The organism is Neolewinella maritima, assembly GCF_923081025.1.
Lineage (GTDB): Bacteria > Bacteroidota > Bacteroidia > Chitinophagales > Saprospiraceae > Neolewinella > Neolewinella maritima.
Genome location: NZ_CAKLPZ010000002.1, coordinates 611994 through 635383 on the forward strand (window position 1 = coordinate 611994; position 23390 = coordinate 635383).

General features: G+C 61.4%; 21 protein-coding genes. 12 read left to right on the plus strand and 9 right to left on the minus strand.

Annotation, left to right across the window (positions count from 1 at the left end; genetic code table 11):
* Window positions 1-114 precede the first annotated feature (114 nt).
* From MJQ68_RS10950 to MJQ68_RS10980, 7 genes are all read left to right on the plus strand, one after another.
* Window positions 115-1515: a c-type cytochrome gene (locus MJQ68_RS10950; protein WP_238751149.1), complete on the plus strand. Its 1401-nt coding sequence runs from the start codon at window positions 115-117 to the stop codon at window positions 1513-1515.
* Between the two features lie 78 nt (window positions 1516-1593).
* Window positions 1594-1986 carry a 30S ribosome-binding factor RbfA gene (gene rbfA / locus MJQ68_RS10955; protein WP_238751150.1) on the plus strand — a complete coding sequence of 131 codons (393 nt, stop codon included), beginning with the start codon at window positions 1594-1596 and terminating at the stop codon, window positions 1984-1986.
* 14 nt (window positions 1987-2000) lie between these two features.
* A complete protein-coding gene (locus MJQ68_RS10960) occupies window positions 2001-2726 on the plus strand; it encodes a rhomboid family intramembrane serine protease (RefSeq protein ID WP_238751151.1) in 726 nt (241 codons plus the stop codon).
* 185 nt (window positions 2727-2911) lie between these two features.
* The gene (mqnC, locus tag MJQ68_RS10965; RefSeq protein ID WP_238751152.1) at window positions 2912-4054 is read left to right on the plus strand and encodes a cyclic dehypoxanthinyl futalosine synthase; all 1143 of its coding nucleotides are present in this window, start codon (window positions 2912-2914) and stop codon (window positions 4052-4054) included.
* A 4-nt stretch (window positions 4055-4058) separates the two neighbouring features.
* Window positions 4059-4763: an SAM-dependent methyltransferase gene (locus tag MJQ68_RS10970; RefSeq protein ID WP_238751153.1), complete on the plus strand. Its 705-nt coding sequence runs from the start codon at window positions 4059-4061 to the stop codon at window positions 4761-4763.
* Between the two features lie 496 nt (window positions 4764-5259).
* The gene (locus MJQ68_RS10975) at window positions 5260-7824 is read left to right on the plus strand and encodes a protein-disulfide reductase DsbD family protein (protein WP_238751154.1); all 2565 of its coding nucleotides are present in this window, start codon (window positions 5260-5262) and stop codon (window positions 7822-7824) included.
* 40 nt (window positions 7825-7864) lie between these two features.
* The gene (locus MJQ68_RS10980; protein ID WP_238751155.1) at window positions 7865-8572 is read left to right on the plus strand and encodes an SCO family protein; all 708 of its coding nucleotides are present in this window, start codon (window positions 7865-7867) and stop codon (window positions 8570-8572) included.
* Between the two features lie 18 nt (window positions 8573-8590).
* Here MJQ68_RS10980 and MJQ68_RS10985 read toward each other — a convergent pair whose 3' ends face one another.
* Complete coding sequence (locus MJQ68_RS10985) at window positions 8591-9208, minus strand: HD domain-containing protein (protein ID WP_238751156.1); 618 nt, start codon at window positions 9206-9208, stop codon at window positions 8591-8593.
* Between the two features lie 51 nt (window positions 9209-9259).
* On the opposite strand from MJQ68_RS10985, the gene nadC reads away from it, so the two are divergent.
* Complete coding sequence (nadC, locus tag MJQ68_RS10990; RefSeq protein ID WP_238751157.1) at window positions 9260-10123, plus strand: carboxylating nicotinate-nucleotide diphosphorylase; 864 nt, start codon at window positions 9260-9262, stop codon at window positions 10121-10123.
* Between the two features lie 217 nt (window positions 10124-10340).
* Here the strand turns inward: nadC and MJQ68_RS10995 are convergent, their stop codons facing one another.
* Complete coding sequence (locus tag MJQ68_RS10995; RefSeq protein ID WP_238751158.1) at window positions 10341-10850, minus strand: single-stranded DNA-binding protein; 510 nt, start codon at window positions 10848-10850, stop codon at window positions 10341-10343.
* 414 nt (window positions 10851-11264) lie between these two features.
* On the opposite strand from MJQ68_RS10995, the gene MJQ68_RS11000 reads away from it, so the two are divergent.
* Window positions 11265-11918, plus strand: a complete 654-nt coding sequence (locus MJQ68_RS11000; protein WP_238751159.1) for an endonuclease III domain-containing protein — start codon at window positions 11265-11267, stop codon at window positions 11916-11918.
* A gap of 121 nt (window positions 11919-12039) precedes the next feature.
* Here MJQ68_RS11000 and MJQ68_RS11005 read toward each other — a convergent pair whose 3' ends face one another.
* The 3 genes from MJQ68_RS11005 to MJQ68_RS11015 all read right to left on the minus strand — a co-directional run bounded on the left by MJQ68_RS11005 (window position 12040) and on the right by MJQ68_RS11015 (window position 14486).
* Window positions 12040-12345, minus strand: a complete 306-nt coding sequence (locus tag MJQ68_RS11005) for a DUF721 domain-containing protein (RefSeq protein ID WP_238751160.1) — start codon at window positions 12343-12345, stop codon at window positions 12040-12042.
* Between the two features lie 14 nt (window positions 12346-12359).
* On the minus strand, window positions 12360-13496 hold the full coding sequence (gene recF, locus MJQ68_RS11010) for a DNA replication/repair protein RecF (RefSeq protein WP_238751161.1): 1137 nt from the start codon (window positions 13494-13496) through the stop codon (window positions 12360-12362).
* Window positions 13497-13667: 171 nt separating this feature from the next.
* Entirely contained in the window at window positions 13668-14486 is an 819-nt protein-coding gene (locus MJQ68_RS11015; protein WP_238751162.1) for a 2,3,4,5-tetrahydropyridine-2,6-dicarboxylate N-succinyltransferase, read from the minus strand.
* Window positions 14487-14597: 111 nt separating this feature from the next.
* Between MJQ68_RS11015 and MJQ68_RS11020 the strand changes: the two genes are divergently transcribed.
* The 3 genes from MJQ68_RS11020 (at window position 14598) to MJQ68_RS11030 (ending at window position 19405) form a co-directional block, all read left to right on the plus strand.
* Window positions 14598-17381: a CHAT domain-containing protein gene (locus tag MJQ68_RS11020; RefSeq protein WP_238751163.1), complete on the plus strand. Its 2784-nt coding sequence runs from the start codon at window positions 14598-14600 to the stop codon at window positions 17379-17381.
* Between the two features lie 64 nt (window positions 17382-17445).
* Entirely contained in the window at window positions 17446-19209 is a 1764-nt protein-coding gene (locus tag MJQ68_RS11025; RefSeq protein WP_238751164.1) for a S8 family peptidase, read from the plus strand.
* Between the two features lie 19 nt (window positions 19210-19228).
* Window positions 19229-19405, plus strand: coding sequence for a hypothetical protein (locus tag MJQ68_RS11030; protein ID WP_238751165.1), 177 nt, complete (start codon window positions 19229-19231; stop codon window positions 19403-19405).
* Here the strand turns inward: MJQ68_RS11030 and MJQ68_RS11035 are convergent.
* From MJQ68_RS11035 to MJQ68_RS11050, 4 genes are all read right to left on the minus strand, one after another.
* Window positions 19393-19965: a hypothetical protein gene (locus MJQ68_RS11035; protein WP_238751166.1), complete on the minus strand. Its 573-nt coding sequence runs from the start codon at window positions 19963-19965 to the stop codon at window positions 19393-19395. The two genes, MJQ68_RS11030 and MJQ68_RS11035, sit on opposite strands and share 13 nt — an antisense overlap.
* Window positions 19962-20822: a hydroxypyruvate isomerase family protein gene (locus MJQ68_RS11040; RefSeq protein WP_238751167.1), complete on the minus strand. Its 861-nt coding sequence runs from the start codon at window positions 20820-20822 to the stop codon at window positions 19962-19964. Before MJQ68_RS11040 ends, MJQ68_RS11035 begins: the two co-directional genes overlap by 4 nt.
* 217 nt (window positions 20823-21039) lie before the next feature.
* Window positions 21040-22761 carry a GMC oxidoreductase gene (locus MJQ68_RS11045; RefSeq protein ID WP_238751168.1) on the minus strand — a complete coding sequence of 574 codons (1722 nt, stop codon included), beginning with the start codon at window positions 22759-22761 and terminating at the stop codon, window positions 21040-21042.
* Window positions 22762-22850: 89 nt separating this feature from the next.
* Complete coding sequence (locus MJQ68_RS11050) at window positions 22851-23381, minus strand: DUF421 domain-containing protein (RefSeq protein WP_238751169.1); 531 nt, start codon at window positions 23379-23381, stop codon at window positions 22851-22853.
* Window positions 23382-23390 lie beyond the last annotated feature (9 nt).

A 23390-nucleotide genomic window follows, 5' to 3' on the forward strand; every position in this document is an offset into this window, starting at 1 on the left:
GTACTTAGTCGGGACGGCAGCGGGTGGCCCGATAGCTATCGGGTCGGTGCAGTGATTTCACAACCCTCCTGACGTCCTGGTGTTTTTAGGGTACGATAGCCCTAATCCGACCGTGTGCGTAAACTACTTGTCTTTCTTGGACTGGCCCTGCTGCTGGCCTGCAACACCTACCGTCCCCTCACCGATATTGTCTCGGTCAGCGATGCGCCGTGGAAGTCGCAGGTCATCCCCCCCTCCCCCCAACCCCAGGGTGGTGACCCCGTGGCCGGACTCGACTACCTGATCCACGGCGACTACATCGGTAGCGGCGTACCGATCGAGATCATGCGCAAGCAGGCGCCGAAGATGCCGCAGGATAGTCTCTACGCCCGCAATGCCCTCAACGAAGGGATGCCCTACTTCATGACCGCCTTCCTGGCCCCGAACGGTGCCGAAACGGTGAACGGCAATTGCTTTACGTGTCACGCCGGCCGAGTTGACGGACAGCTGGTACTGGGGCTGGGAGACAGCTGGTCGGACTACCAGAGCAGCATGGTCATCATGGGGCAGGGAATGCGCATCGGTATGGGCGTGAAGTACAAGCGGGACGATCCCGAGGTAGCCGCCTTCGAGGACTTCGGACTGTACTTCAAGGCCATGGCGCCGAAGATCAAGACCACCCAGCCGGGCAGTAATCCCGCCTTCCGCCTGGCCGAGGCCTGTATGATGCACCGCGATCCGGAAGATCTGACGTACACCGAGGAGCCGCAGTATGCCATGTGGGACTACAACATCGCCACTGACACCCCGCCGCTGTGGAACGTGAAGAAGAAAAACTCGCTGTACTACAATGGCATCGGCCGCGGCAGCATGCCGAAGCTCCTGCTGCAGGCCAGTGTGCTCGGGGTGCCCGACAGCAGCCACAGCCGCAAATCGGTAGTAGCCTTCGAGGACGTGTACGCCTGGCTGCAGACGCTGGAGCCCCCGGCCTATCCGGCCGCTATTGACGAGCTGCTGGCCCGGGAGGGGGAGACGCTATTTACCGACAAGTGCGCCGGGTGCCACGGTACCTATGGCGAAGAAGAAACCTATCCCAACAAAGTGATCCATCTCGATGTGGTGAAGACCGACCGACTGTACGCCGATTACATTCGCCAGTCGGGCATCGTAGACTGGTACAACGAGAGCTGGTTCGCCACGAGCGAGCCGAAGAGCTACTTCCAGCCTACGGACGGCTACGTGGCCCCGCCGCTGGATGGCATCTGGGCCTCGGCCCCCTACCTGCACAACGGCTCGGTACCCAACCTGTACGAATTGCTGGATAGTGGGTCCCGTCCCGCACGCTGGACCCGCAGCGGCGACACCAAAGCGTACGACCATGAGCGCGTGGGCTGGCAGTACGATCCGGAACCGAAGAACAAGAAGTGGACCTTCGATACCAGCGTGCCCGGCTACGGCAACGGGGGGCACACCTTCGGCGATAAGCTGGCGGAGGAGGAGCGCTGGGCGGTGGTGGAGTATCTGAAGACGCTATAAGCGCGGCGGCCACCTCCGGCCTGCAACCTATCTTTAGGCAGGGGCGTTGCTTTTCTCACCCACTAAACCACCTTCCCCATGGAATCCAAACGCCAACGCCAGGTCGCTGAGATGATCAAGCGTAATTTTAGTATCGTACTCCAGCAGGAAGGCACCTACATCTACGGCAGTCAGCCGCTGGTGACCGTGATGGACGTGCAGGTCAGCCCCGACCTCAGCGTAGGCAAGGCTTACCTCAGCATCTGGAACACCGACAACAAGCAGGCCGTCATCCTACAGATGAACGAGGAACACGCCCGGCTCAAGTCCGCCCTGGCCCACCGCCTCAAGCGACAGCTGCGCCGCCTGCCCGAACTGAGCTACTTCATCGACGAGACACTCGACGAAATGAACAAGGTCGACGGCATCTTCGACCGGCTGTATACTGAAGACCAGATGCCCGAAGGACAGCAAGTAAGCAAGGACGAATAAGCACCACACCCCCCATGCTGAGCAAACGCAACCTCAAGAATGTCATTCAGTGGCCCCTGGGTCTGCTGCTGATCATGTGGGTGGTGTTCATCGTGGACTACTACCTCTTCGGGGGACTGCTGAGCGCTTACTACGGTCTGCATACGCGGGAACTGGCCGGCGTACCGGGTATCGTACTCGCGCCCCTCTTCCACGGGAGTTGGGGTCACCTGCTGAGCAATAGTCTGCCCTTCGTGTCCCTTGCCGGACTGCTCGTCTTCTTCTACCCCCGCCTGTGGCCCCGCGTACTGGCCTCGCTGTGGGTCGGTACGGGGGTGCTGGTATTCGTGCTCGGTCGGCACGTGACGCACATCGGCGCGAGCGGCGTCGTCTACGCCCTGGCGGCGTTCCTGGCCTTCAGCGGCATCTTCCGGCGCGACTTCCGGGCTGTGGTCGTAGCTCTGCTGGTCCTATTCTACTACGGCGGTATGATCGTCGGCATCCTCCCCGGTCAGGAGGGGATCAGCTGGGAGAGTCATTTGCTAGGACTGGTCATGGGTATCCTGGGTGCCTACACCTATCGCTCCGAACTGGAGGAGCACGAGGTAGCAGCCGAAAAGAAGAAAGCTGCTAAGCAGCGCCGTATCAAGGAACCCTTCTTGGAGCGGGATACCTTCGCTAAGACTAAGAGAGAGCGGGAAAATGAAGCTTTCTGGGAGAAGCTCAAGCAGCTTAGTGAGCGGGAGCGGTTGGAGCGGTAGGTTTTTTAAACACGGAGGGACACGGAGGTTAATGCACGGAGGGACACAGAGCGTGACAACTCCTGATGCCACCTCCGTGTCTCTCCGTGCTACCCCCTCCGTGCTCTCCGTGTTTAAAACTCCAACTTTCAGTAAAAAATGAAAGTAACCAACAACTACCCCCCAGACCGAGCTGTTAAGCTGACATGAACACCGCCGAACTCCTAGAACGAGGCCTGCACCGCGAATGGCTCACTGCCGAAGAAGGGGTATGGCTACTGGAAAACGCTGCCACCGCCGAGCTCATCTATGTCGCCAATCAGCTGCGTTTTGAGTCGGTGCCGGAGCAGACGGTGACCTGGATCATCGACCGCAACAGCAATACGACCAACGTCTGTATCGCCAACTGCAAGTTCTGCAACTTCTACCGGCGGCCGGGGCACGAGGAGGCCTACATCACCAGCATCGAGGAGTACAAGCAAAAGATCGAAGAGACCTTCGCCTTCGGCGGCGAGCAACTGCTGCTGCAGGGCGGTCACCACCCCGATCTGGGACTCGATTATTACTGTAAGCTGTTCAGCGAGCTCAAGTCGCTCTACCCCCGCCTGAAGCTGCATGCGCTCGGTCCCCCCGAGATCGCCCACGTCGCTAAGCTGGAGAAGATGAGTCACTACGATGTGCTCAAGGCGCTTAAGGAGGCCGGGCTCGATAGTCTGCCCGGTGCCGGTGCCGAAATCCTCAGCGACCGCGTGCGCCGACTGATCTCCAAGGGGAAGTGCGGGGGCGAGGAGTGGCTCGACGTCATGCGTGCGGCCCACAAACTAGACATCACCACTTCGGCCACCATGATGTTCGGTCACATCGAGACCAACTGGGAGCGCATGGACCACCTCGTGCGCATGCGCCAGGTGCAAAGCGAAAAGCCGGCTCACGCCAAGGGCTTCCTGGCGTTCATCCCCTGGCCGTTCCAGGATGAGGACACCATTCTCAAAAAGATTAAGCGCGCCCGCAATACGGTGACCGGCGACGAGTACATCCGCATGATCGCCCTGAGCCGCATCATGCTCCCCAACGTCACCAACATTCAGGCCAGCTGGCTCACGGTAGGGAAGCAGGTGGCTCAGATCTGTCTGCATGCCGGGGCCAATGACTTCGGCTCCATCATGATCGAGGAGAACGTAGTGAGCGCTGCCGGTGCCCGCTGGCGCTTTACGGCGGATGGTATCCAGGAGGCGATCCGCGAGGCCGGCTTCCGTCCCCAGCTGCGCACCCAGCAGTACGAATACCGGGAGTTACCCGCCAATATGCTGCAGCAGGAGCTCAACGCGCCCGAGCTCATTGTAGATTAGCGGCATGCCGGGCACCCTTTACCTTATTCCTTCGACCCTCGGGCCGGGGGCCATCGATACCATTCCGCAGCGTACGCTACTGATTACCCGCCGCCTGCGCCACTTCGTCGTCGAGACCGGCAAGGTCGCCCGCGCCTTCCTCAAGGAGGTCGAGCTGGACCACCGCCTCCAAGAGTGCACCTACTACGAGCTCAACAAGCGTACGCGGCCGGACGAGCTGCCCACCTTCCTCGCCCCCGCCCTGTCGGGTGAAGATGTAGGCGTACTCTCCGATGCAGGTGCCCCCGGCGTAGCGGATCCGGGTGCCAAGCTCGTGCGGCTGGCGCACCAGCTCGGCGTACCGGTCGTGCCGCTCGTGGGCCCCTCAGCTATCCTACTCAGCATCATGGCTGCGGGCCTGCAGGGCCAATCGTTCACCTTCCACGGCTACCTGAGCCCCAAGCGTCCGCAGCTCGCCAAGGACCTCCGCCGCCTAGAGGCTGACAGCCGAAAGCAGCAGCAAACCCAGCTCTGGATCGAAGCCCCCTATCGCAACCAGGCCACGGTAGAGGTGGCCGTAGCGACCCTGGCCCCCACTACGCTGTTCTCCGTAGCCGCCGACCTCACCACCCCCACCGAATGGATCAAAACAGCCCCCGCAAGCGAGTGGGGCGCGGACGCAGGTGCAGTGCTGCAGAAGCGGCCGGCGATGTTCCTGCTACTCGCCTAAGGTCCGACTCCTGCCCTCCAGGCGCGGTGCATACGGGTCACTCCAGTTCGTGCCTTTCAGGCGCGGTGCATGTGGGTCACTCCGGCTCGTGCCTTTCAGGCGCGGTGCATGCGGGTCACTCCGGCTCGTGCCTTGCAGGCGCGGTGTATGCGGATCACTCCGGCTCATGCCTTGCAGGCGCGGTGTATGCGGGTTACTCCAGCTCGTGCCTTGTAGGCGCGGTGTATGCGGATCACTCCGGCTCATGCCTTGCAGGCGCGGTGTATGCGGGTTACTCCAGCTCGTGCCTTGTAGGCGCGGCGCATGGTGTGGAAATGATTAGGCTTACCAAGACCAACTGTGAGCCGCGCCTGGAAGGCACGAACCGAGAGCCGCGCCTGGAAGGCACGAACCAAGACCCGCGTCGAGAAAGCACGAACCGATAGGGCACAAGAAATCCCCCCACCCGAATAACCGCGTGCCGCCGCTCGACGTTACATGACTTAAACCCAGGATTATGGCCGGTCGGCTTACCCTCTTCCTTACGCTGTGTTCCCTTTGCCTGTCCGCCCAGTTTGCCAGTCCGATCCAGTGGACCTTCACGCAGCGGGCCATGGGGGAAGACCGGGTCGAGCTGATCGCTACGGCAACGGCGGAGGAGAACTGGGCGATCTATAGCCAGTACACCGACGAGGGTGGTCCCGTGCCGACTACCTTCTACTGGAACGAAGGTGACCACTACGAGCGCATCGGGGAGGTCACCGAAGCTGGTCATAAAAAGGAGGGGTTGGACGAGCTTTTCGGCGTGAATGTCATCAAGTACCTGAGTGACGAGCCGGTCACCTTCACCCAGATCGTGCGGGTGCTGGACTACGACAAGCCGATCACCGGCGAAGTAGAGTATATGTGCTGCGATGACGAGCAGTGTCTGCCGCCGACCACGGAGGAATTTGCGTACCGGGTGGAAGCACCGGCTGCCCCCGCTATTGGCTCCGCGAACAACTCCGCACCCGCGACCGCGCCCAAACCAGAGGACCCCGAACCACCCGTAGAAATCGTCGATCTGCCGCAGGAGGAAGTACTCGCCACCTACACTGCAAGTACTCCCGCACCAAGCGAGCGGCAGCCCGTAAGCTGGCAACTGACGGCCGAGGCCCTGGATGGCAACCGCTACCGCATCTCCTTGATGGGCAGCATGCTGGAGGACTGGACGGTGTACAGTATGTCGGTAGATCCCGAGATCGGTCCCATTCCGACTGAGCTGGTGATCGATGCGACGGACAGCGTAGAGCCGCTTGGCGAAGTGACCGAAACCTCCGCCACCCTGAAGCGGAAGTACGACAGCACCTGGGAGGCCGTAGTGAGTAAGATCGATGGGGGTAGCGTGACCTACGCCCAGGTCGTGCAACTGCGGGGGGCAGGGCCGATCGAAGGCTACCTGACCTACCAGACCTGTGACGACGAGATGTGTCTGCCGCCGCGGGATGTGCCCTTTTCGGTCGATCCGGTGGCGGGGGTACTTGTGATCGATGGGATCGGCGCAGACGATAGGGAGAAAGAAGATGACGTGGAAAGCCTTGTCGCTGGTACGGACCCCACCGATGGGATCACGTTCAGTGACGACCCGGTGGGAAGCTGCAGTGTGGGCGAAGCAGTGACGGAGGGACAGAGCCTGTGGGCGATCTTCGGTCTCGGGCTGGCGGGCGGTCTGTTTGCGCTACTTATGCCGTGCATCTTCCCGATGATCCCGCTGACGGTGAGCTACTTCACGAAGAGCGGACAGACGCGGGCGCAGGGGGTGCGGCAGGCGGGGCTCTACGGCTTCTTCATCTTTCTGATCTACGTGCTGTTGAGCGTGCCCTTTCACGTGGTAGCGGGGATCGACGCCAGTATCCTGAATAGTATTGCCAGTAATGTGTGGCTGAACCTGGTGTTCTTCGCGGTCTTCGTGTACTTCGCGGGTAGCTTTTTTGGCTTCTACGAGATCGTGCTGCCCCAGAGCTGGAGCAATAAGGCGAGCCAGGGCGAGCAGACCGGCGGTGTACCGGGCATCTTCTTTATGGCCCTGACGCTGGCGCTGGTGAGCTTCAGCTGTACCGGCCCGATCCTGGGTAGTCTCTTGGTGGAGGCAGTGAGCGGTGGAGCCTGGCCGCTGACGGCGGGCATGGCGGGCTTCGGCGTGGCGATCGGACTACCGTTTGCGCTCTTTGCAGCCTTTCCGGGTGTACTCAATAGCATGCCTAAATCGGGCGGTTGGCTCAATAGCGTGAAGGTGGTACTGGGCTTCGTGGAAGTAGCCCTGGCCTTTAAATTCCTGAGCAACGCGGATCTGGTGGGTCACTGGGACTTGCTGCGGATCGAGCCCTTCCTGCTGATCTGGATGCTGTGTGCGCTGGGTGTGGCGGCTTACCTGTTCGGGTGGATCAGCTTTCCGCACGACAGCCGCAAGCGTCGGGTCGGCGTGGTCGGTGCGGTGGTGGCCGTGGCTAGTATCGGCTTTGCGGCCTACCTGGCTTATGGCTTTACGAAGGACGAGGACACGGGAAATTACCAGACCCTGAGCCTGCTCAGTGGGATCGCACCGTCGGTGGGATATAGCTACTTTAATCCCAGTGACTGTCCGCAGGGCACCACCTGCTTCAAGGACCTGGATGCCGGACTGGCCTACGCTCGCGAGGTGGATAAGCCGGTGATGCTCGACTTCACGGGCTACACCTGCGTCAACTGCCGCAAGATGGAGGAGAACGTATGGAGTCAGGATCAGATCAGGAGCCTACTAACCGAGGACTATATTCTGATCAGCCTCTACGTCGACGACCGGGCCGAGCTGCCCCGCGAAGAACAGCGGGAAGTCGAACGCCTGGACGGTACCGGACGCACGCAGCTCATCGATCAGGTGGGGGAGAAGTGGCACTACTTTCAGCAGCAGGCCTTCAAGCACGCTACCCAGCCGTACTATGCACTGGTATCGCCGGACGGCACCCTGCTCAACCCCCCGGTCGCCTATACCCCGGATGCCGATGACTACGCTGATTTCTTACGCTGTGGCCTACAGACCTACGAAAATCTGGTAAGCAAGTAAGCGCGCAACAACCCTACTCTGCTCCGGCTGTTTTCTAGGCATGAAAACTGTCCATTTCGCTGCTCCGCTTCTCTGTCTGCTACTTGCTGCCTGTGGCCACGACCACTCCGACGGCGTGCCGATCGATGAAGCACCGGCCTACTACCAGCACCACCCCGTGACGGAGGACGGCACGAAGTACATTGTCGACAGCCTGACCTATCCCGGTAATCAGCCCTTCGATACCGAGACGGGGGTGATCAGTCCGGAGCCGGTGCGTGACTGGCAGTACGTGGATCAGTCCAATCGCCCCTTCGGCTCGGCCGACCTGCGGGGCAAGGTGTACGTGGCGGACTTTTTCTTTACGTCCTGCCCGACGATCTGTCCGAAGGTGAAAAGCCAGATGCTGCGGTTGGAGGAGCGCTTCGCGGACCATCCGGACTTCGCGCTGGTCTCCTTCACCATAGACCCTAAGCGCGATACGCCCGAGAAGATGACCGAGTATGCCGGTAAGCTGGGTATCAAAGATCTCAACCGCTGGCGCTACATTCATGGCGATAAGTTTGAGATACAGGACCTGGACGAAGACTACATGAGCGTGGTACTGGAAAGCAATGACGCACCGGGCGGCTTCGACCACAGTGGCTATATCGTACTGGTAGATCGCGATGGTTTCTTACGCTCCTACGCCAGCGGACTGGTCGAGGAGGAAGTGACTCACCTGATGGACGATATCCAGCTCCTGCTCGATAGAGCCCCGGCGAAGTAAGCTCCCTTCTATATTCGGCTACAGGTCACGTAGCTCACGCCACAGGTTTTCTCGTGCCCGCGCTTCGTATGTCTCCCGGCCGAAGGGGGTGTGGTAGATATGCTCCCGGTCCAGGAAAGCGGTAAGCGCTTTGCTACGGCCTTTGCGAAAGACGAAGCCCGGAACCATCCAGAACTCTTCCCGTATAGCGGCGACGTAAGCCGTATAGCCGGCGGCATCGCGGGCTAGCACGGCCAGGTCGAGATCGATGAGCAGGGCGGCGTCTTTATCGCCGGCGGGTGGAAGGTGGGCCTTGGTGGCCATGATCAACGCGGTACACTGCGCGATCCGGTCCGGGACAAGCTGCCCCTCCTGTAGCAAGGTCTGGGCCGCCTGGGCACTGCGGGCCTCGTTATCCGAGCGGGTGGGCTTATACACCAGATCGTGGTACACCAGGGCCATGGCGAAAATGGCTTCGTCTTCGATGAGTGGTCCGTCAACCGCGGCGCGATGGCGTGCGAGGTGTAGGAGCATTTCGTCGAGGTGATCGAGGTTGTGGTAGGCGCGGCCGGTGTACGCACGGCGGATATTCTTCCAGCTGATGGGGACGCTGGGGAGCAGCTGTTGGAGTGACTGAACGTAGGTGTCGATCGACATGGGGCGAAGCGGATCGGGAGGGGAAAACGTACCTTTGCGGAAAGTACTGATATGGTAGCTAAGATAGACGAAAGCCTGCGGCAGCGCATCCTCCAATTCATCACCGAGGCGTTGGCGGAGGACGTCGGAGCGGGGGATTTCACCAGCGAAGCTACCATTCCGGCCGATAAGCGCGACACGGCGCGCCTGCTGGTCAAGGACGTCGGCATCCTGGCCGGCGTAGAGATCGCCCGCATGATCTTCGAGAGCGTCGATCCTACTATGGAGTTTGATCAGCGGCTACAGGACGGTGACCCCATGCATATCGGTGACGAGGCCTTTTACGTGACCTGCAACTCCCGGGCCCTGCTCCAGGCCGAGCGGCTCGTGCTCAACACCATGCAACGCATGAGCGGTATCGCCACCCTGGCCAACCGCTATGCCTTCGAGGTAGCGGACCTACCCGTCAAGGTGCTCGATACCCGCAAGACCACGCCCAACCTGCGCTTTATCGAGAAGTGGGCCGTGCGCCTGGGTGGAGCGGAGAACTACCGCGACGGACTCTACGACCGGATCATGATCAAGGACAACCACGTGGATGCCGCCGGCTCCATCACCAAGGCCATTGAGGGCGTACAGGTGTTCTTCCGCGAAAATGCCATGAAGCTACCCATCACGGTCGAAGTGCGTAATCTGGTAGAGCTGATGGAGGTACTGGACGTCGGTCAGGTCAACCGCATCATGCTGGACAACTTCGAGGTACCGCTACTGCGCGAGGCCGTAGCCCATATCGACGGCCGCTTCGAGACCGAGGCCAGCGGCGGCATCACCCTGGATAGTATCCGCGAGGTAGCTGAGACGGGGGTAGACTATATTTCGGTCGGCGCACTTACCCACTCAGCGGTGAGCCTGGATCTGAGTCTGAAGGTCATGTAAAAACATAAAAGGACCGGCGCATTCCCCCGGGAGGGAATACGCCGGTCGCCGCCCGGTAGACTACCGTGTTTGGATATAGTGCACTGGTGTGTTCTCTAAGTGATTTCAGCAGAGCTGAAGGGTAGCCCCTGGGCGGGTATGGGGTGCAAAAAATGTCTTCCCCGACGGTCCGGGTTAAAGTAATTAATGGATGGGGGGGAAGGATGCCCTACTGCGTTCAGAAGGGCAGGTCTTCGGCGGGGGTGGCGGTGGATGCCTTAGCCGATTTTTTGGTTGCCCGCCGCTTGCGGGTCTTGGTGGCGGGAGCGGCGGCGGCAGTCTCGGCCGGGCTGGGCTCGGACACTTGCATGGCCTCGTCCAGCTCCGATTCGGAGGGGGTATCGTGATCGTCGCGCTCTTTGGAGTCCAGGAAGGTGAACTCGCTGAGTACGATGTCGGTGGCGGTGCGGGTCTGCTCGTACTTGTCGGTCCACTTGCTGTAGCGGATGGCGCCGACCAGGGCGATGCGGCTGCCCCGGGTGAGGTAGCGTTCGAGTACGTCGACCACCTTGCCGTAGGCCTTCACGCGGTGCCATTCGGTGCGGGTGATCTTCTGGCCCTCCCGGTTGCGGTAGGAGTCGTTGGTGGCGAGGCTGAACTCGATCACGCGGTTGCCGTTGGAGAGCGTCTTGGTGATGGGAAGCTGGCCTACGTTGCCAATAAGGGTTACACTGTTGCGGATTTGCATACTAAAGGATTGGTAAGGCGCCCCGCCGTGTCGCATGAATAAGTGGCGAGGCGCATTGGTGAAAAGATGTGCCGCCGGTGGATCGCTCAGGTAAGCAGTAACTGTGCTTCCAATCGGTGACGATGCAAAAGTGGGGGGAGGGCAAAGCGGTAGTCGTCAAGTACGCGTCTACTTGCGTTTAAATGCGTATATATTCGTATAAATACGGATTGGTATTTTGCAAACAACTGAATATCAGTGGTTTATTGAAATGTGGTGGATTGATCTTTTTTCAAGATTTTTTCCCTTCTATCCAGTAGATCATCCTTGTGTACCGTACGCACCTGAGCGTTCCCCGTAACCGGACGGGAGGGCCCCGCCCGATGGATTGTGATTCCCCCAAACAAATTGCTCCTGCCCGCTGCTTTGCATGGCATGAGCGATTTCCCCATTCACTCCGTCCTGGCCCGCTGCGCCGAAGCCGTCAAGGACAAAGCACCCGCCGCCATGTTCGGCCTGCGCGACGAGGGCTATGGCAGTCTCTACGAGCAACTTATCAGTAGCCTGATTAGTGTGCGTACCTATGACGAGACCAGCACTACCGTCAGCCGCCGCCTCTTCGCCACCGCCCGCACGCCCGCGGAGATGGTGCGCCTAGACCGCGAGCAACTCATCCAACTCATCGCCGAAGCCACCTTCGCCCCCGCCAAGGCCGATCAGATCCTCACCATCAGTCAGCAGATCATCGACGACCACGGCGGCAAGACCCCGGAAGACTACGAGCAGCTCGTCGCCTTCAAGGGCGTAGGCCCCAAAGTAGCCAGCCTGGCCCTCGGCGTAGCCCTAGGCTATCCCATCATCGCCGTCGATATTCACGTACACCGCATCACCAACCGCTGGGGCTACGTAGCTACCGCAAACCCCAACAAAACGCGCGACGCGCTCACGGAAAAACTGCCCCAGGACCTGTGGGTAGAGATCAACCGCGTCCTGGTACCCTTCGGCAAGCACGTCTGCACGGGCAAGTATCCGAAGTGCCACAGCTGTCCGGTGGTGGATGATTGTGCGCAGGTGGGGGTAGTGGGGTAGTTCTGTAGGCTGGTGTGGTAGGTGTGATAGGGGAAACGCACCTGCGGCCCCGCCCCCTATTACGCCTACAACACCGGTCCCGCCTACCCCAACGGTACTACAGAACTACAGAACCACAGAACTACTTAATCACCACCTCCTCAAAATACGCCTCCCCGAACTCCTCGTTGAGCCTTGTGCGGATGCCCTCGCGGACCATGGTGAGCTGATTGCGCAGGGGGGCGTTGGTCACGTAGACGTAGAGCTTCTTGTTGCGGACCAGGAAGTCGCGGGTGTGGTCAGCGACGTGCTTGCCGAAGAAGGGTTCCCAGACCAGCTTCACCCGCACCTTGAAGTAGCCCGCCTCGTTGTGCTGGTTGCGGAGCAGGCGCAGGAAGGCCATCTTCAGATCAACGGGCTCGGGCTTTTTCGGGACGGGTTTGTACATGGCTGCGGTGGCGGCTATTCCTCTTCGGTAAACCGTTTCCAGTCAGCTTCGTTGCGGGCCACCCCATCGGTGACCAGGAAGCGCTGCAGGTCGATCTCCGGATGGTGGCGGATCAGGGACGTGACGCGCTCCGGATCCGTATCAGTAATGAATAGCTGCCCGAAGGCCGAGCTCATCACCAGCTCCAGTAGCTGCCGCACCCGCTCGTGGTCCAACTTGTCGAAGATATCGTCGAGCAGCAGGATGGGCGTGCGGTTGGTGCTTTGCTCCAGGAGTCGGTACTGCGCCAGTTTGAGCGAGAGTACGAAGGACTTCAGCTGCCCCTGGCTCGCCACCCGCCGCAGCGGATGTCCGCCCTGGGTAAACAGCAGCTCATCGCGGTGCACCCCGCCGGAAGTGCGCTGCAGGACGCGGTCCTTTTCGGTGCGCTCCTCGATCAGCGTATCCCAGTCCTGGGTGTTGAGCTGACTGCGGTACTCCAGGTCTACCTCCTCCCGCCGGCCGCTGATCTTGGCGTAGGCGTCCAGCAGTAGTTCGGTGAAGGGGCCTACGAAGTCTCGGCGGCGGGCATGGATGTAGGCGGCCGGCTCGGCCATCTGCTGGTTGTACACGTCGATGAGTCCGGTGTGGTCGCCGTGGCCCTCGAGCTCCTTGAGCCGCGCGTTGCGGTTGTCGAGCAGCTTGTTGTAGGTGATAAGGTGGTTGAGGTAGGCCGGGTCGGTCTGGCTGAGGCTGTTGTCGAGTAGCTTGCGGCGGGTGGCGCTGCCCTCCAGGACCAGGCTGATGTCGTCCGGCGTCACGATCACCACGGGGTAGCGGCCGATGTGGGCGCTGATGCGGTCGTAGGCGGTGCCGTTGCGCTCGATCACCTTGCGCTGTCGCTTGCGCAGCTTGACTACGATGCGGTCCTGCAGTCCATCATCCACCACGAAGGTGCCGTCGATGCGCGCCACCTGATCGCCGTGCCGGATGTTGTACTGGTCGGCCATGCTCCCGTAGCCCTTGCTCATGCAGAGGTAGTAGATGGCCTCCAGTAGGTTCGTCTTTCCCGCCCCGTTGAAACCCACGAAGCAGTTCAGTCGCGGCGAGAGTTCCAGCTGCTGGCTCGCGTAGTTTTTGAACTGGGTCAGCTTCAGGTGGGAGAGGTACACGTCAGGGTTTTATGCGGGGGCGCTGGTGCAAGGTAAAACCGGGGGAGGCTCACCACGGATTTCACGGATTGTTTTCACGGATTACACACAGATTGACCGGTTATACCACACAACGAAAAGAATCCGTGAAGTAATCCGTGTCTAAATCTGTGCAAATCCGTGTTGAACCGCCTACACAGCCACATCATACTCCCGCAGCGCCCCGTTCAGGCTCGTCTTCTTATCCGTACTCGCCTTGCGCTGCCCGATGATGAGCGCGCACGATACCTGGTAGTCGCCGGCCGGGAAGGATTTGGTGTAGCTGCCCGGGATCACTACCGACCGCTCCGGTACCTCCCCGCGGTAGGTGACCGGCTCGTTGCCCGTGACGTCGATGATGCGGGTGCTCTGCGTCAGTACTACGTTGGCGCCTAGCACCGCTTCCCGGCGTACGCGCACACCCTCCACGACGATGGAGCGGGAGCCGATGAAGCAGTCGTCTTCGATGATGGTGGGCGTAGCCTGTAGGGGCTCCAGTACGCCGCCGAGTCCGACGCCACCGGAGAGGTGTACGTTGCGACCGACCTGCGCGCAGCTGCCCACCGTAGCCCAGGTATCGACCATGGTGCCCGTCCCGACCCAGGCGCCGATGTTGACGTAGCTGGGCATCATGATCACACCGCTTTCCAGGTAGGCACCGTAGCGGGCCACGGCGTGCGGCACTACGCGCACGCCCTGGCTGGCGTAGTCGCGCTTCAGTGCCATCTTATCGTGGAACTCGAAGGGGCCGAGCTCGATGGTTTCCATCTTGCGGATCGGGAAGTAGAGTACGACGGCCTTTTTGACCCAGTCGTTGACCTTCCACTCGCCGTCGGCAGTGGGCTCGGCGACGCGCAGGCGGCCTTTGTCCAGCTCTTCGATCACGGCGCTGATGGCGTCCTGGGTGCTGGATTCTTTGAGGAGCTCGCGGTCAGTCCAGGCGGCTTCGATGGGGGAGCGGAGGTCTTGCATAGGGAATAGGGTAGCGGGTTTGCGGCGGGCAAAGATGCGAAAAGACCCCATAGCCCCGATGAAGTGGTGAAACAGGGGTTATATTAGGTGCCGGACCATCTATTAACTACTATGAGATGCACTCGCCACCTAGTATGGGTAGGGCTGCTCCTACTTGGGGTGGGTACCGGCCTCGTGGCACAGCCGTATGGGGTACGAGACAGCCTACTACAAGCCGGCCAGGCCGCCAGGGACAGCGCCACCTACACCGAACTGCTGCTGCGGGTGACGAAAGCTGCGGATGGTACACCGATCATCGACAGTCTGAGCGGACTGGCCCTGCATCAGCTGGGAAACAAGAACTTTCGCAAACTGACGGACCCCCTGGCCGGCGCCTACTACCACCGGGCGATCAGGGTGCGCGATGCCGTGTTTCTGGAGCCGCACAATGACCGCGCCCACTCGCGGCTCAACCGCGCCATGTGGCTCAGTAAACGGGGAGACCTCGACGCCGCGGAGATCAGCATCCGGGAAGCCCTCGACCTCTACGAGCGAGTAGCCGAAGCCGACAGCCTCAATTGGCTCCGCAGCCTCAATGAGCTATCGAAGCAGGCCGAGCAGCAACAGGATATGACGGTGGCCGTGAGCGCCTGCTACCGCGCGCTGGCCCTATGCGATGCCTACCCCAATGTCACGCCTTCGGAAGCCTTCGTCACCAGCCACCGGGCCGGCCACGTGCTGCTGCGCATGCAGCGTGCCGCCGCCGCCCTCCCCCACGCCCGGCGCGCCCTGGGCATCGCGCTGGATATAAGCAGTGTAGACCGGCAGGCCAGCGCCTACAACCTGCTGGCCAACGTACAGCGCGAGCTGGGCCTGGTCGAGGCTAGCTACCAAAATCTGCTGCGGGGCGTGCAGGTCGCCGAGGCGGCCGGCCGGCCCGTGAGCGCCCTGGCCGACCTCTACCTCAACCTGGCCGAATACTACGGCGGCGAAGAAGCTCAGGCCAAGTGCCTGGCGTACGACGACCTGGCCCGACAACAGTACGCCCTCCTGGGCCGCACCGTCGACTACTGCTCCAGCGATCGTACCCCGGCCGCCCTGGCGCGCTGGGGACGGCACGCCGAAGCCCTGGCGATGATCAACGAGCGCCTCGATACCCTACGTGCCGGTGACGCGCCACCCGTGATCCCACTGATCGATCTGTTGTCCGTGCGGGCACGGGTATACACTGAGTTGGGAAGACGGGGTGAAGCGTTACGGGATTACCACGCTCTGTTCGCCCTACAGGATAGCCTGCGGAGCGGCGTGGCGAGCCCGGAAAGTCGGCGCTACCTCAGCCGTAACCTGCACCCGTTTTTCGACCGGGCACTGAGGCTCTACTACGACGACTACCTGGCCAGGGGTGCTTCGGCAAGCCTCTGGCGGGCCTTCGAGATCAGCGAGCGGGCGCGTGCGTATAGCCTGCTGGCTGCCCTGCAGACGAGCGGAACCGTCACGTCCGAACGGGAAGAAGCACTGCGTGCCCGGGTGGCCCGCCTGGAGCGCGCAGTGAGTCTGGGCGATAGCAGTCACCTGACCGACCTACGGGAGGCACGTCTGCAACTCGACCGCTCCCAATCAGGTCGCCAGGCAGCTACGGCACACATACGTACTGACCGGCAGAACCTGCTCGACTGTATGGTACGCTACGATGCTAACCTGCTCGAGTACCACCTTGGGGAGACGATTAGCCTGCTGTTCCTACTTACCCCCGATGGTGATCTGCGCGCGTACCCCATACCCGAAGGAGAGGCGCTTTCTCCCCGGATCATCCAGTGGCGGGATGCGATCGACCGGGGGAGCTACCGCCGTAAGAGCCTGCGCCCGGAGCAGCTACAGGATTCTCTGGATCAGCAGTACGCGCTAATCGGTCAGCAGCTCGCCGGACAACTCCTGCCGCCGGAGGTCCGCCAGACCCTGCACCTGCGGCCTCGCCTGATCATCGTGCCCGACGGCCCCCTGCACTATTTGCCCTTTGCAGCCCTGCCCCTGGACGTGACCGAAGGGCCGGTGGACTACCGTACGGTACCCTATTTACGGAAGGCGGTTGCGATCCAGTACGCCTACAGTGCGGTGTACCTGACGGAGGTAAGCCACGAGGATACCGCTACCTACCGGACGAACCTACTGGCCTTCGCCCCTTCCTTTGGTGGGCAGGCCGCCGCATCCCGCGGCGGCAATCAGCTGGGTAAGCTGGCCCACAACCGGGAAGAAGTCATGGCGCTAGCCACCCTGGTGCCAGGAGCGGAGACCTACTTCGCGGCCGATGCGTGCCGCCAGCAGTTCATCGAGCGGGCCGGTGATAGCCGCATCCTGCACTTGTCGAGCCACGGCCGGGTAGACCCCACCGACCCTAACCTGAGCTTCATCGCCTTCACCCAGCCGGCGGATAGCCTGCTGCACGACGAGCTGCTGTACTTCAATGACCTATACCACCTACCGCTACACAATCAGCTGACGGTACTCTCCGCCTGCGAAACCTCCCTGGGTAAGCTGGTGCCGGGGGAGACGACCATGAGTCTGGCCAGTGCCTTTGCCTCCGCTGGCGCGCGCAGTACCCTGACGACGCTCTGGGAGGTCGACGACGCAGCTACCAAGGACGCGATCGTGGAGTTTTACCGCCGCCTGATCGCCGGCGAATCCCGCGTGCAGGCGCTCAGCGGAGCACAGGCCCTACTGGCCGACTCCGACTACGCACACCCCTACTACTGGGCGGGCCTAAGTCTGCACGGGGCCGCCGGGCCCCTCATGCTGTTGCCGACACGGGGCACGTCGTTCCCCGCCTGGAGCTACTGGCTGCTGGGGGTAGCCCTGGGCATCGCCGGCTACGCCATCTGGAATCACCGTAGAGCGCAGCGATTGGGGAGGCTGATGTAACGGCCTTCCCAATGGATGCATTGAAGCATAGTCCAATCACCTTCTTACCGCTTAACCACTTCACATGCCGAGCGACCAACTCACCCAAATTCCCACGCTTCCGTACAGCGATCCTCGCGACTGCACCCCCAGGCTGTACGCATTCAATGAGCTAGACCGGCAGCCTCACTACACCCTCCCCAGGGGTATGGCGGGGCCGCTGGATGCGACGGACGGACTGACCTACCGCCTGCTCGAGCTACCGGCACCGGGACGGTCAACTCTCATTGTCCAGCTCTACAACGGTAGTCTGACGGAGATCACGGCGCAGCTTTTCGCGCAGACCGGGCAGACCGTCGGAAAGCCGAAACGCCTTGCGGCCGTTGCGGGTAAACTCATCGTACCGGCGGGTGAGTCACCGGATGGCAGACTATACCTGCGGATCGCCTACCGCTCCAGGCCGGACGTGCAACAGCGCGACGATGATACCAAAGGTCCCCAGCCCTTCATACGCGTAGCGGCCTACCTCGATGCGGAGCCAGGCTCAGCCGGCAGCCTCCGCCAGCGGGTATACGACCGCTGCTACAGCGAGGAGCCGGACCGTCAGCAGAAGATCGAGCTGCCCTTCGACTGCGGGGGTAAAGCGACCCAGCGGCTCATCCTGTCCAGTTGCGATACGGAATACGAGATGCGCGAATGGGTGAAGTCCACTGGCCTGCCCGTAGTGGAGGAATACTACGGTCCGCTCGGCAGCGTCGTCGCCCTGGGGGTCGAACCCGGTCTGGACCTGAACACCACCGGGGGGGCCATCGAACCCGCCGAGTCGGACATCAACGGCGGGGAAGGCACCGTAAGTCCTGACTACCTCATCAATCTGTTCAAGCCCCAGGCACCCGCGCAGAACGGAGGTCAGTTGCCCCGCCGCGACGAACGACCCCCCATCGATGCACTATGTAAGGACGACGGCAAGCCCCCCGCCTTCGATCAGAACCTGGACCCCCTGGTCGTGGCCATCATTGACAGCGGCGTGGACGACTCCCAGGTGAATCGCGACCGTTGGGAAGCCACCCGCTACCGACAGCGGACCGAAACGGAATTCATCAAACCCTGGAAACTGGGCTTCGACTTCCTGGACAAGGACGGCGCACCCGAGGATGCCGCCAGGCACGGGACCTCGGTAGCCGCAACCGTATTAAACCAGTACCGGTCCGAGCATCCACTGAACCTGGTGCACCTCAAAACCTTCGGGGCGGAGGGGATTTCTACCTACTTCGGTGCCCTGGTCAGCCTCTACGAGGCAGCCACCGTGGGAGCGGACGTGATCAATATGAGCTGGGGGGTGTACAGCGAAAGGCCGCCTGCAGGACTGGAGTGTGCCATCACAACGGCCATTAAGAGCGGTGCCCGATTAGTCACCTCGGCGGGTAACGATGGAAAAAACCTCAGCAGCGATCCTCAGTGGCCGGCTGCCTTCGCGGCGCATGCGGAGTACCGCAAGCACCTGATCACCGTGGCCTCCTTCGGGCCCGACAAGGAAGACGTCCACGCCGACCTGAACGACATCCAGTTAAGCAGCTACTCCAACTACGGGGCTAAGACAGTGACGCTAGCCGCCTTCATGACGGCGGGCGTACCCGAGCACGGGACGGGACGGACGATCTACCCCCTGGGTACCTCCATTTCCGCCCCCATCGTGACCGGACTGCTGGCCAACTGGCTAGCCGATCACCCCGGCGGTACGGTGACCGAGTTCTGCGACGCATTCTGCCAGACTAGTCCTAATCTGAGTGGGCAGACCAGCGGGGAGCGCTACCTTCCACTGGACCACAGCACGGTATTAGTGAGCTGAGGATACCTATATTAGAAGGGTGTTTACACTGATTCACGAACTGTATCACTACCGTTTACCCTGGCTGTTCAGCGTGGTGGGGGATGAGGATATGCCGCTCTGGGCATGGGGGGTGGTACTACTGGCGGTCGTCAGTGTGGGTGGACTGTTCCTGCGGTTTCTGTACCGGCAGCGGCCGGATATTCAATTGCGGTAGGCACTCAACTTGGCGACCAGGGCCTGCCAGTGCTCGGAGAAAAAGAACACGCGCAGCAGCTGAATGGGCCGCTTACCAGTGGCGCTGATCGTGATGCGGTCGTCGGTGACTGCCACGTCCTCGATCTTGAACAGGGGTACTTCCGTAGGTCCCCGAAATCCCGTCTTGGCCTGTAGCGAGACCATATCCAGGCGCACGCGAAACAGGTTGCGCAGGACCAGGGTAAAAAAGACGGGGATGAGGAGTAGGGTAGACGGGCCTAGGTAGTCTCCCCGCACCGATGTATAGATCAGGTACAGCGGCATCCCTACCACGGTAGCCAATAGGACGAACAGCGAGGCATTGCGCATCGGGAACAGGATACCTGCCTTATAGTCGCGGTACAGCAGGAAGAGCTCCGTCACCGTACCCACCATGATCAGGGCCGCTACGAACCAGGCGAGGCCGAAGGCCCAGTCGGGGACCTGCCCGGGCAGGAAGGAGTAGGCGATCAGGACGAACACCACCAGGGCGATACTGCCTACGTCGGGGATCAGCTTATAGGGTGGTTGTCGGTTCATACTTCGCAGATGCGTAGGCCCTCGGCCAGCGCCTTGATCTTGTCGTCGTAGGTAGGGATGTATTCCTGGGCCACGTAGCCCGCGAAGCCCGTGCCGTGAATAGCCCGGATGATGGCGGGGTAGTTCAGCTCCTGACTGTCGTTGATCTCGTGCCGGCCGGGCACGCCGCCGGTGTGGTAGTGACCGATGTAGTCGTGGTACTTCTGGATGGTGGCGATCACGTCGCCCTCCATGATCTGCATATGGTAGATATCGTAGAGCAGCTGGAAACGCTCGGAGTTGATCATCTCAGCCAGCGCCACGCCCCACTTGGTGTGGTCGCACATGTAGTCGGGGTGGTTGACCTTGCTGTTCAGCAGCTCCATCTGCAGGGTCACGCCGGCTTCTTCGGCCAGTTTGACCATGGGGCGCAGGCCTACGGCGCAGTTCACCATGCCGTCGTAGTCGCTCATGCCGCGGCGGTTGCCACTCATCACGATCATATTGGGGATGCCGTGGTCGGCGGCGTCGCGGATCGCTATGGTGTAGGCGGCCTGGAGCTTCTCGTGGTTGGCCGGGTCGTTCCAGCCGTTCTCGATGCTGAATTCGTCCAGGGTACCCATGGCGCAGGTCATCCCGTAGTTCTTCAGGGTGGGCCAGTCCTTGACGGTAAGTAGCTCGATACTCTGGAGGCCGATATCCTGTCCGCGCTCGCAGAGTTCTTCCAGGGGGATGCTGTCGTAGCACCACTTGCAGGTGCTGTGGTTGGTCTTTGCCAGCAGGCCGGCGGTGGCATCGTCGGTAGCGGCAATGGCCCGGCCCAGGGAGAGGGAGCCCAGTCCCAGAGCAGTGGTTTTGAGTGCGGTGCGTCGGTTCATGATCGGTAAGCTTATAGTGCAGGTCAATATACGCCTTTACCAGCGCCGCAATCAGGCAACTAAGGGCGCGATCGCAGGTGCGGGGTGAGCCACAACGGCAATTGACCCTGTAAGAGGTCGGAATCCCGCCGTACAAATCCCCATAGTTCGACGTCAGGAGGGGTATGATTTACCGCCGGCGGGTTTTGTGCCGCGGTCACCGGACACTATCGTAGTCCTAGATATTCTGGCGGTTAAGCTCTCCTACGGCGTGATTCACGGCCCGGGCGGTGAGGGCCATGTAGGTGAGACTGGGATTGACGCAGGAGGCGCTGGTCATGGCCGAGCCGTCGGTGATGTAGAGGTTCTTGCAATTCCAGACCTGATTGTGGGCATTGAGCACGCTGGTCCTGGCGTCGCGGCCCATGCGGGCGGAGCCCATCTCGTGGATGGAAAAACCGGGGTGGGCCTCTTCCCGATACATGCGGACGTTCTTCGCCCCGGCGGCTTCGAGCATTTCGGCGGCGGCTACGCCCATCTCTTCGCGCATGAGGCGCTCGTTTTCGCCAAAGGCGACATCCATGGTGAGGGTGGGCAGGCCGTCCTTATCCAGCAGGTCCTCGTTGAGGGTGACGCGGTTGTCGGGATTGGAGAGGGACTCTCCGAAGGCGGTCATACCCACGGACCAGTCGCCGCCGGCCTGGGTGAGTCGTTGCTTGAGGTCGGCACCGAGGCTGATGTCTGCTTCCCGTACGAGTTTCCACCAGCCGTCCTGGCTGGCCCCGCCCTGAAAGCCGAAGCCGCGCAGGTAGTCGCGCTTGCTGCCTGCATCACCCAGATTGACGAAGCGGGGGATGTAGAAGCCATTGGCTTTACGCCCGTACTCGGCCTTATCCGCAAACCCGGAGAAGCTGCCCGAGGCACCGGTGCGGTGGTGGTGGTCCATGATGTTGCGCCCCACCTGGTCATTGTCGTTGCCCAGGCCGTTGGGTTGGGCGGCTGACTTGCTGGCCAGTAGGATGGCTGCGGTGTTGAGCGTGGAGGCGTTGAGGAATACGACGCCACGGCTGAAGTATTCGGTGTCTTCGCCGGTCTCGGTGAGTTTGACGCGTACGCCGGTGGCGCGCTGGGTATCGGCGTCGTAGATCACTTCGCGTACTGCGGCGTGGTTGACCAGGGTGAGCTTGCCGGTGGCTGCGGCTACGGGTAGGGTAGCGGAGTTGCTGGCGAAGTAGCCGCCGTAGGGGCAGCCCCGCATACAGCGGTTGCGGTACTGGCAGTCACTGCGCGTACCCAGGTGTACGGTCGGGTCGTAGGCCGTGAGGTGAGCCGCGCGACCGGGGGTCACGGTCCGGTCAGGGAAGCGGCGCTGGATGCCACTGCGCACCCGGTCCTCTACGCAGTTGAGGGGCATTTCGGGTAGGAAGGGTCCGTCGGGCAGGTGGCCGAGCTTTTCTGGCCGGCCGGAAATGCCTACGAACCTGGACACGTAATCGTACCAGGGCTTCAGGTCAGCGTAGCGGATGGGCCAGTCGACGGCGATGCCCTCGCGGGCGTTGGCGGTGAAGTCCAGGTCGCTGAGCCGGTAGCACTGCCGGCCCCACATCAGGCTGCGGCCGCCGGTGTGGTAGCCGCGGACCCAGTCGAAGCGGCGCTTTTCGGTATAGGGATACTCATCATCCCTGACGAACCAGTGCTTAGTGCTCTGCCGCATGATGTAGTCCTTGCGCTGCAGCTTTTCGTAGTGCGCCGTTTTCTCCTGTTCGGTCATCCTGTCGTGATACGGCAGGTCCCAGGTATCCAGGTTGGCGGTGGGGTAGTCCCCGTGGGCTACGGGCCGGCCCCGTTCGAGCACCAGGGTATTGAGTCCCGCACGGCACAGTTCCATGGCCGCCCAGCCGCCGCTGATGCCGGTACCGACTACAATGGCGTCGTAGGTGTTCGGAGGGGTTTTGCTCATAGCTGCAATTTACAGTCTCTGGGGCATCCTGCGATCCGGCGAATGTCCGCCTGCTTCCCTTTCAAACGGATAGGTAGTGTGTAGTTGCGCTAGTCTTCGGGCACTTCCACGCCCGCCAGTGCGGCTTTGGATAGGGGGGTATCCGATTTACGGATCACGCTGAAGGTGGCGTCGGGTTCCAGGATGACCCACTGTGCCAGGCGGACGTCCGTAATGCCGCTATTGCGCAGGGCGGACATGATCTCGCTGCGCGTGATGCGCTCCCTTTTCATAGGCTCTTCCAGGAATTGACCATCGTGGACCAGTAGGGTTGGCTGGGCCTTTACGACGGACTCCAAAGATTCGTTGTTGCGTACGGCGGAGGTAAGCAGGTATTGAAGCAGCAGGAGCAGCGATATGGCGAACAGGGTCTCGGTGATCGACAGGTCCTTGAGCATGATACCGCTCGCCGCGATGGAGCCGATGGCTACCGTGACGACCCAGTCGAAATTATTCATCTGGGAGGTGGATCGCTTGCCGGTCAGGCGGATAGCCAGTACGATGAATACGTACACGATGGGTGCCGTAATGCCGATCTGCAGAATGTCCTGCCAGTTGTCGAAAAATACGGTCTCCCCCATGGTACTGTG

Excerpts from the sequence above, each read along its gene's own strand:
- rbfA (WP_238751150.1), top strand. The coding sequence starts at position 1,594 with ATGGAATCCAAACGCCAACGCCAGGTCGCTGAGATGATCAAGCGTAAT.
- MJQ68_RS10960 (WP_238751151.1), top strand. The coding sequence starts at position 2,001 with ATGCTGAGCAAACGCAACCTCAAGAATGTCATTCAGTGGCCCCTGGGT.
- mqnC (WP_238751152.1), top strand. The coding sequence starts at position 2,912 with ATGAACACCGCCGAACTCCTAGAACGAGGCCTGCACCGCGAATGGCTC.
- MJQ68_RS10970 (WP_238751153.1), top strand. The coding sequence starts at position 4,059 with ATGCCGGGCACCCTTTACCTTATTCCTTCGACCCTCGGGCCGGGGGCC.
- MJQ68_RS10975 (WP_238751154.1), top strand. The coding sequence starts at position 5,260 with ATGGCCGGTCGGCTTACCCTCTTCCTTACGCTGTGTTCCCTTTGCCTG.
- MJQ68_RS10980 (WP_238751155.1), top strand. The coding sequence starts at position 7,865 with ATGAAAACTGTCCATTTCGCTGCTCCGCTTCTCTGTCTGCTACTTGCT.
- MJQ68_RS10985 (WP_238751156.1), bottom strand. The coding sequence starts at position 9,208 with ATGTCGATCGACACCTACGTTCAGTCACTCCAACAGCTGCTCCCCAGC.
- nadC (WP_238751157.1), top strand. The coding sequence starts at position 9,260 with ATGGTAGCTAAGATAGACGAAAGCCTGCGGCAGCGCATCCTCCAATTC.
- MJQ68_RS10995 (WP_238751158.1), bottom strand. The coding sequence starts at position 10,850 with ATGCAAATCCGCAACAGTGTAACCCTTATTGGCAACGTAGGCCAGCTT.
- MJQ68_RS11000 (WP_238751159.1), top strand. The coding sequence starts at position 11,265 with ATGAGCGATTTCCCCATTCACTCCGTCCTGGCCCGCTGCGCCGAAGCC.
- MJQ68_RS11005 (WP_238751160.1), bottom strand. The coding sequence starts at position 12,345 with ATGTACAAACCCGTCCCGAAAAAGCCCGAGCCCGTTGATCTGAAGATG.
- MJQ68_RS11015 (WP_238751162.1), bottom strand. The coding sequence starts at position 14,486 with ATGCAAGACCTCCGCTCCCCCATCGAAGCCGCCTGGACTGACCGCGAG.
- MJQ68_RS11020 (WP_238751163.1), top strand. The coding sequence starts at position 14,598 with ATGAGATGCACTCGCCACCTAGTATGGGTAGGGCTGCTCCTACTTGGG.
- MJQ68_RS11025 (WP_238751164.1), top strand. The coding sequence starts at position 17,446 with ATGCCGAGCGACCAACTCACCCAAATTCCCACGCTTCCGTACAGCGAT.
- MJQ68_RS11035 (WP_238751166.1), bottom strand. The coding sequence starts at position 19,965 with ATGAACCGACAACCACCCTATAAGCTGATCCCCGACGTAGGCAGTATC.
- MJQ68_RS11040 (WP_238751167.1), bottom strand. The coding sequence starts at position 20,822 with ATGAACCGACGCACCGCACTCAAAACCACTGCTCTGGGACTGGGCTCC.
- MJQ68_RS11045 (WP_238751168.1), bottom strand. The coding sequence starts at position 22,761 with ATGAGCAAAACCCCTCCGAACACCTACGACGCCATTGTAGTCGGTACC.
- MJQ68_RS11050 (WP_238751169.1), bottom strand. The coding sequence starts at position 23,381 with ATGGGGGAGACCGTATTTTTCGACAACTGGCAGGACATTCTGCAGATC.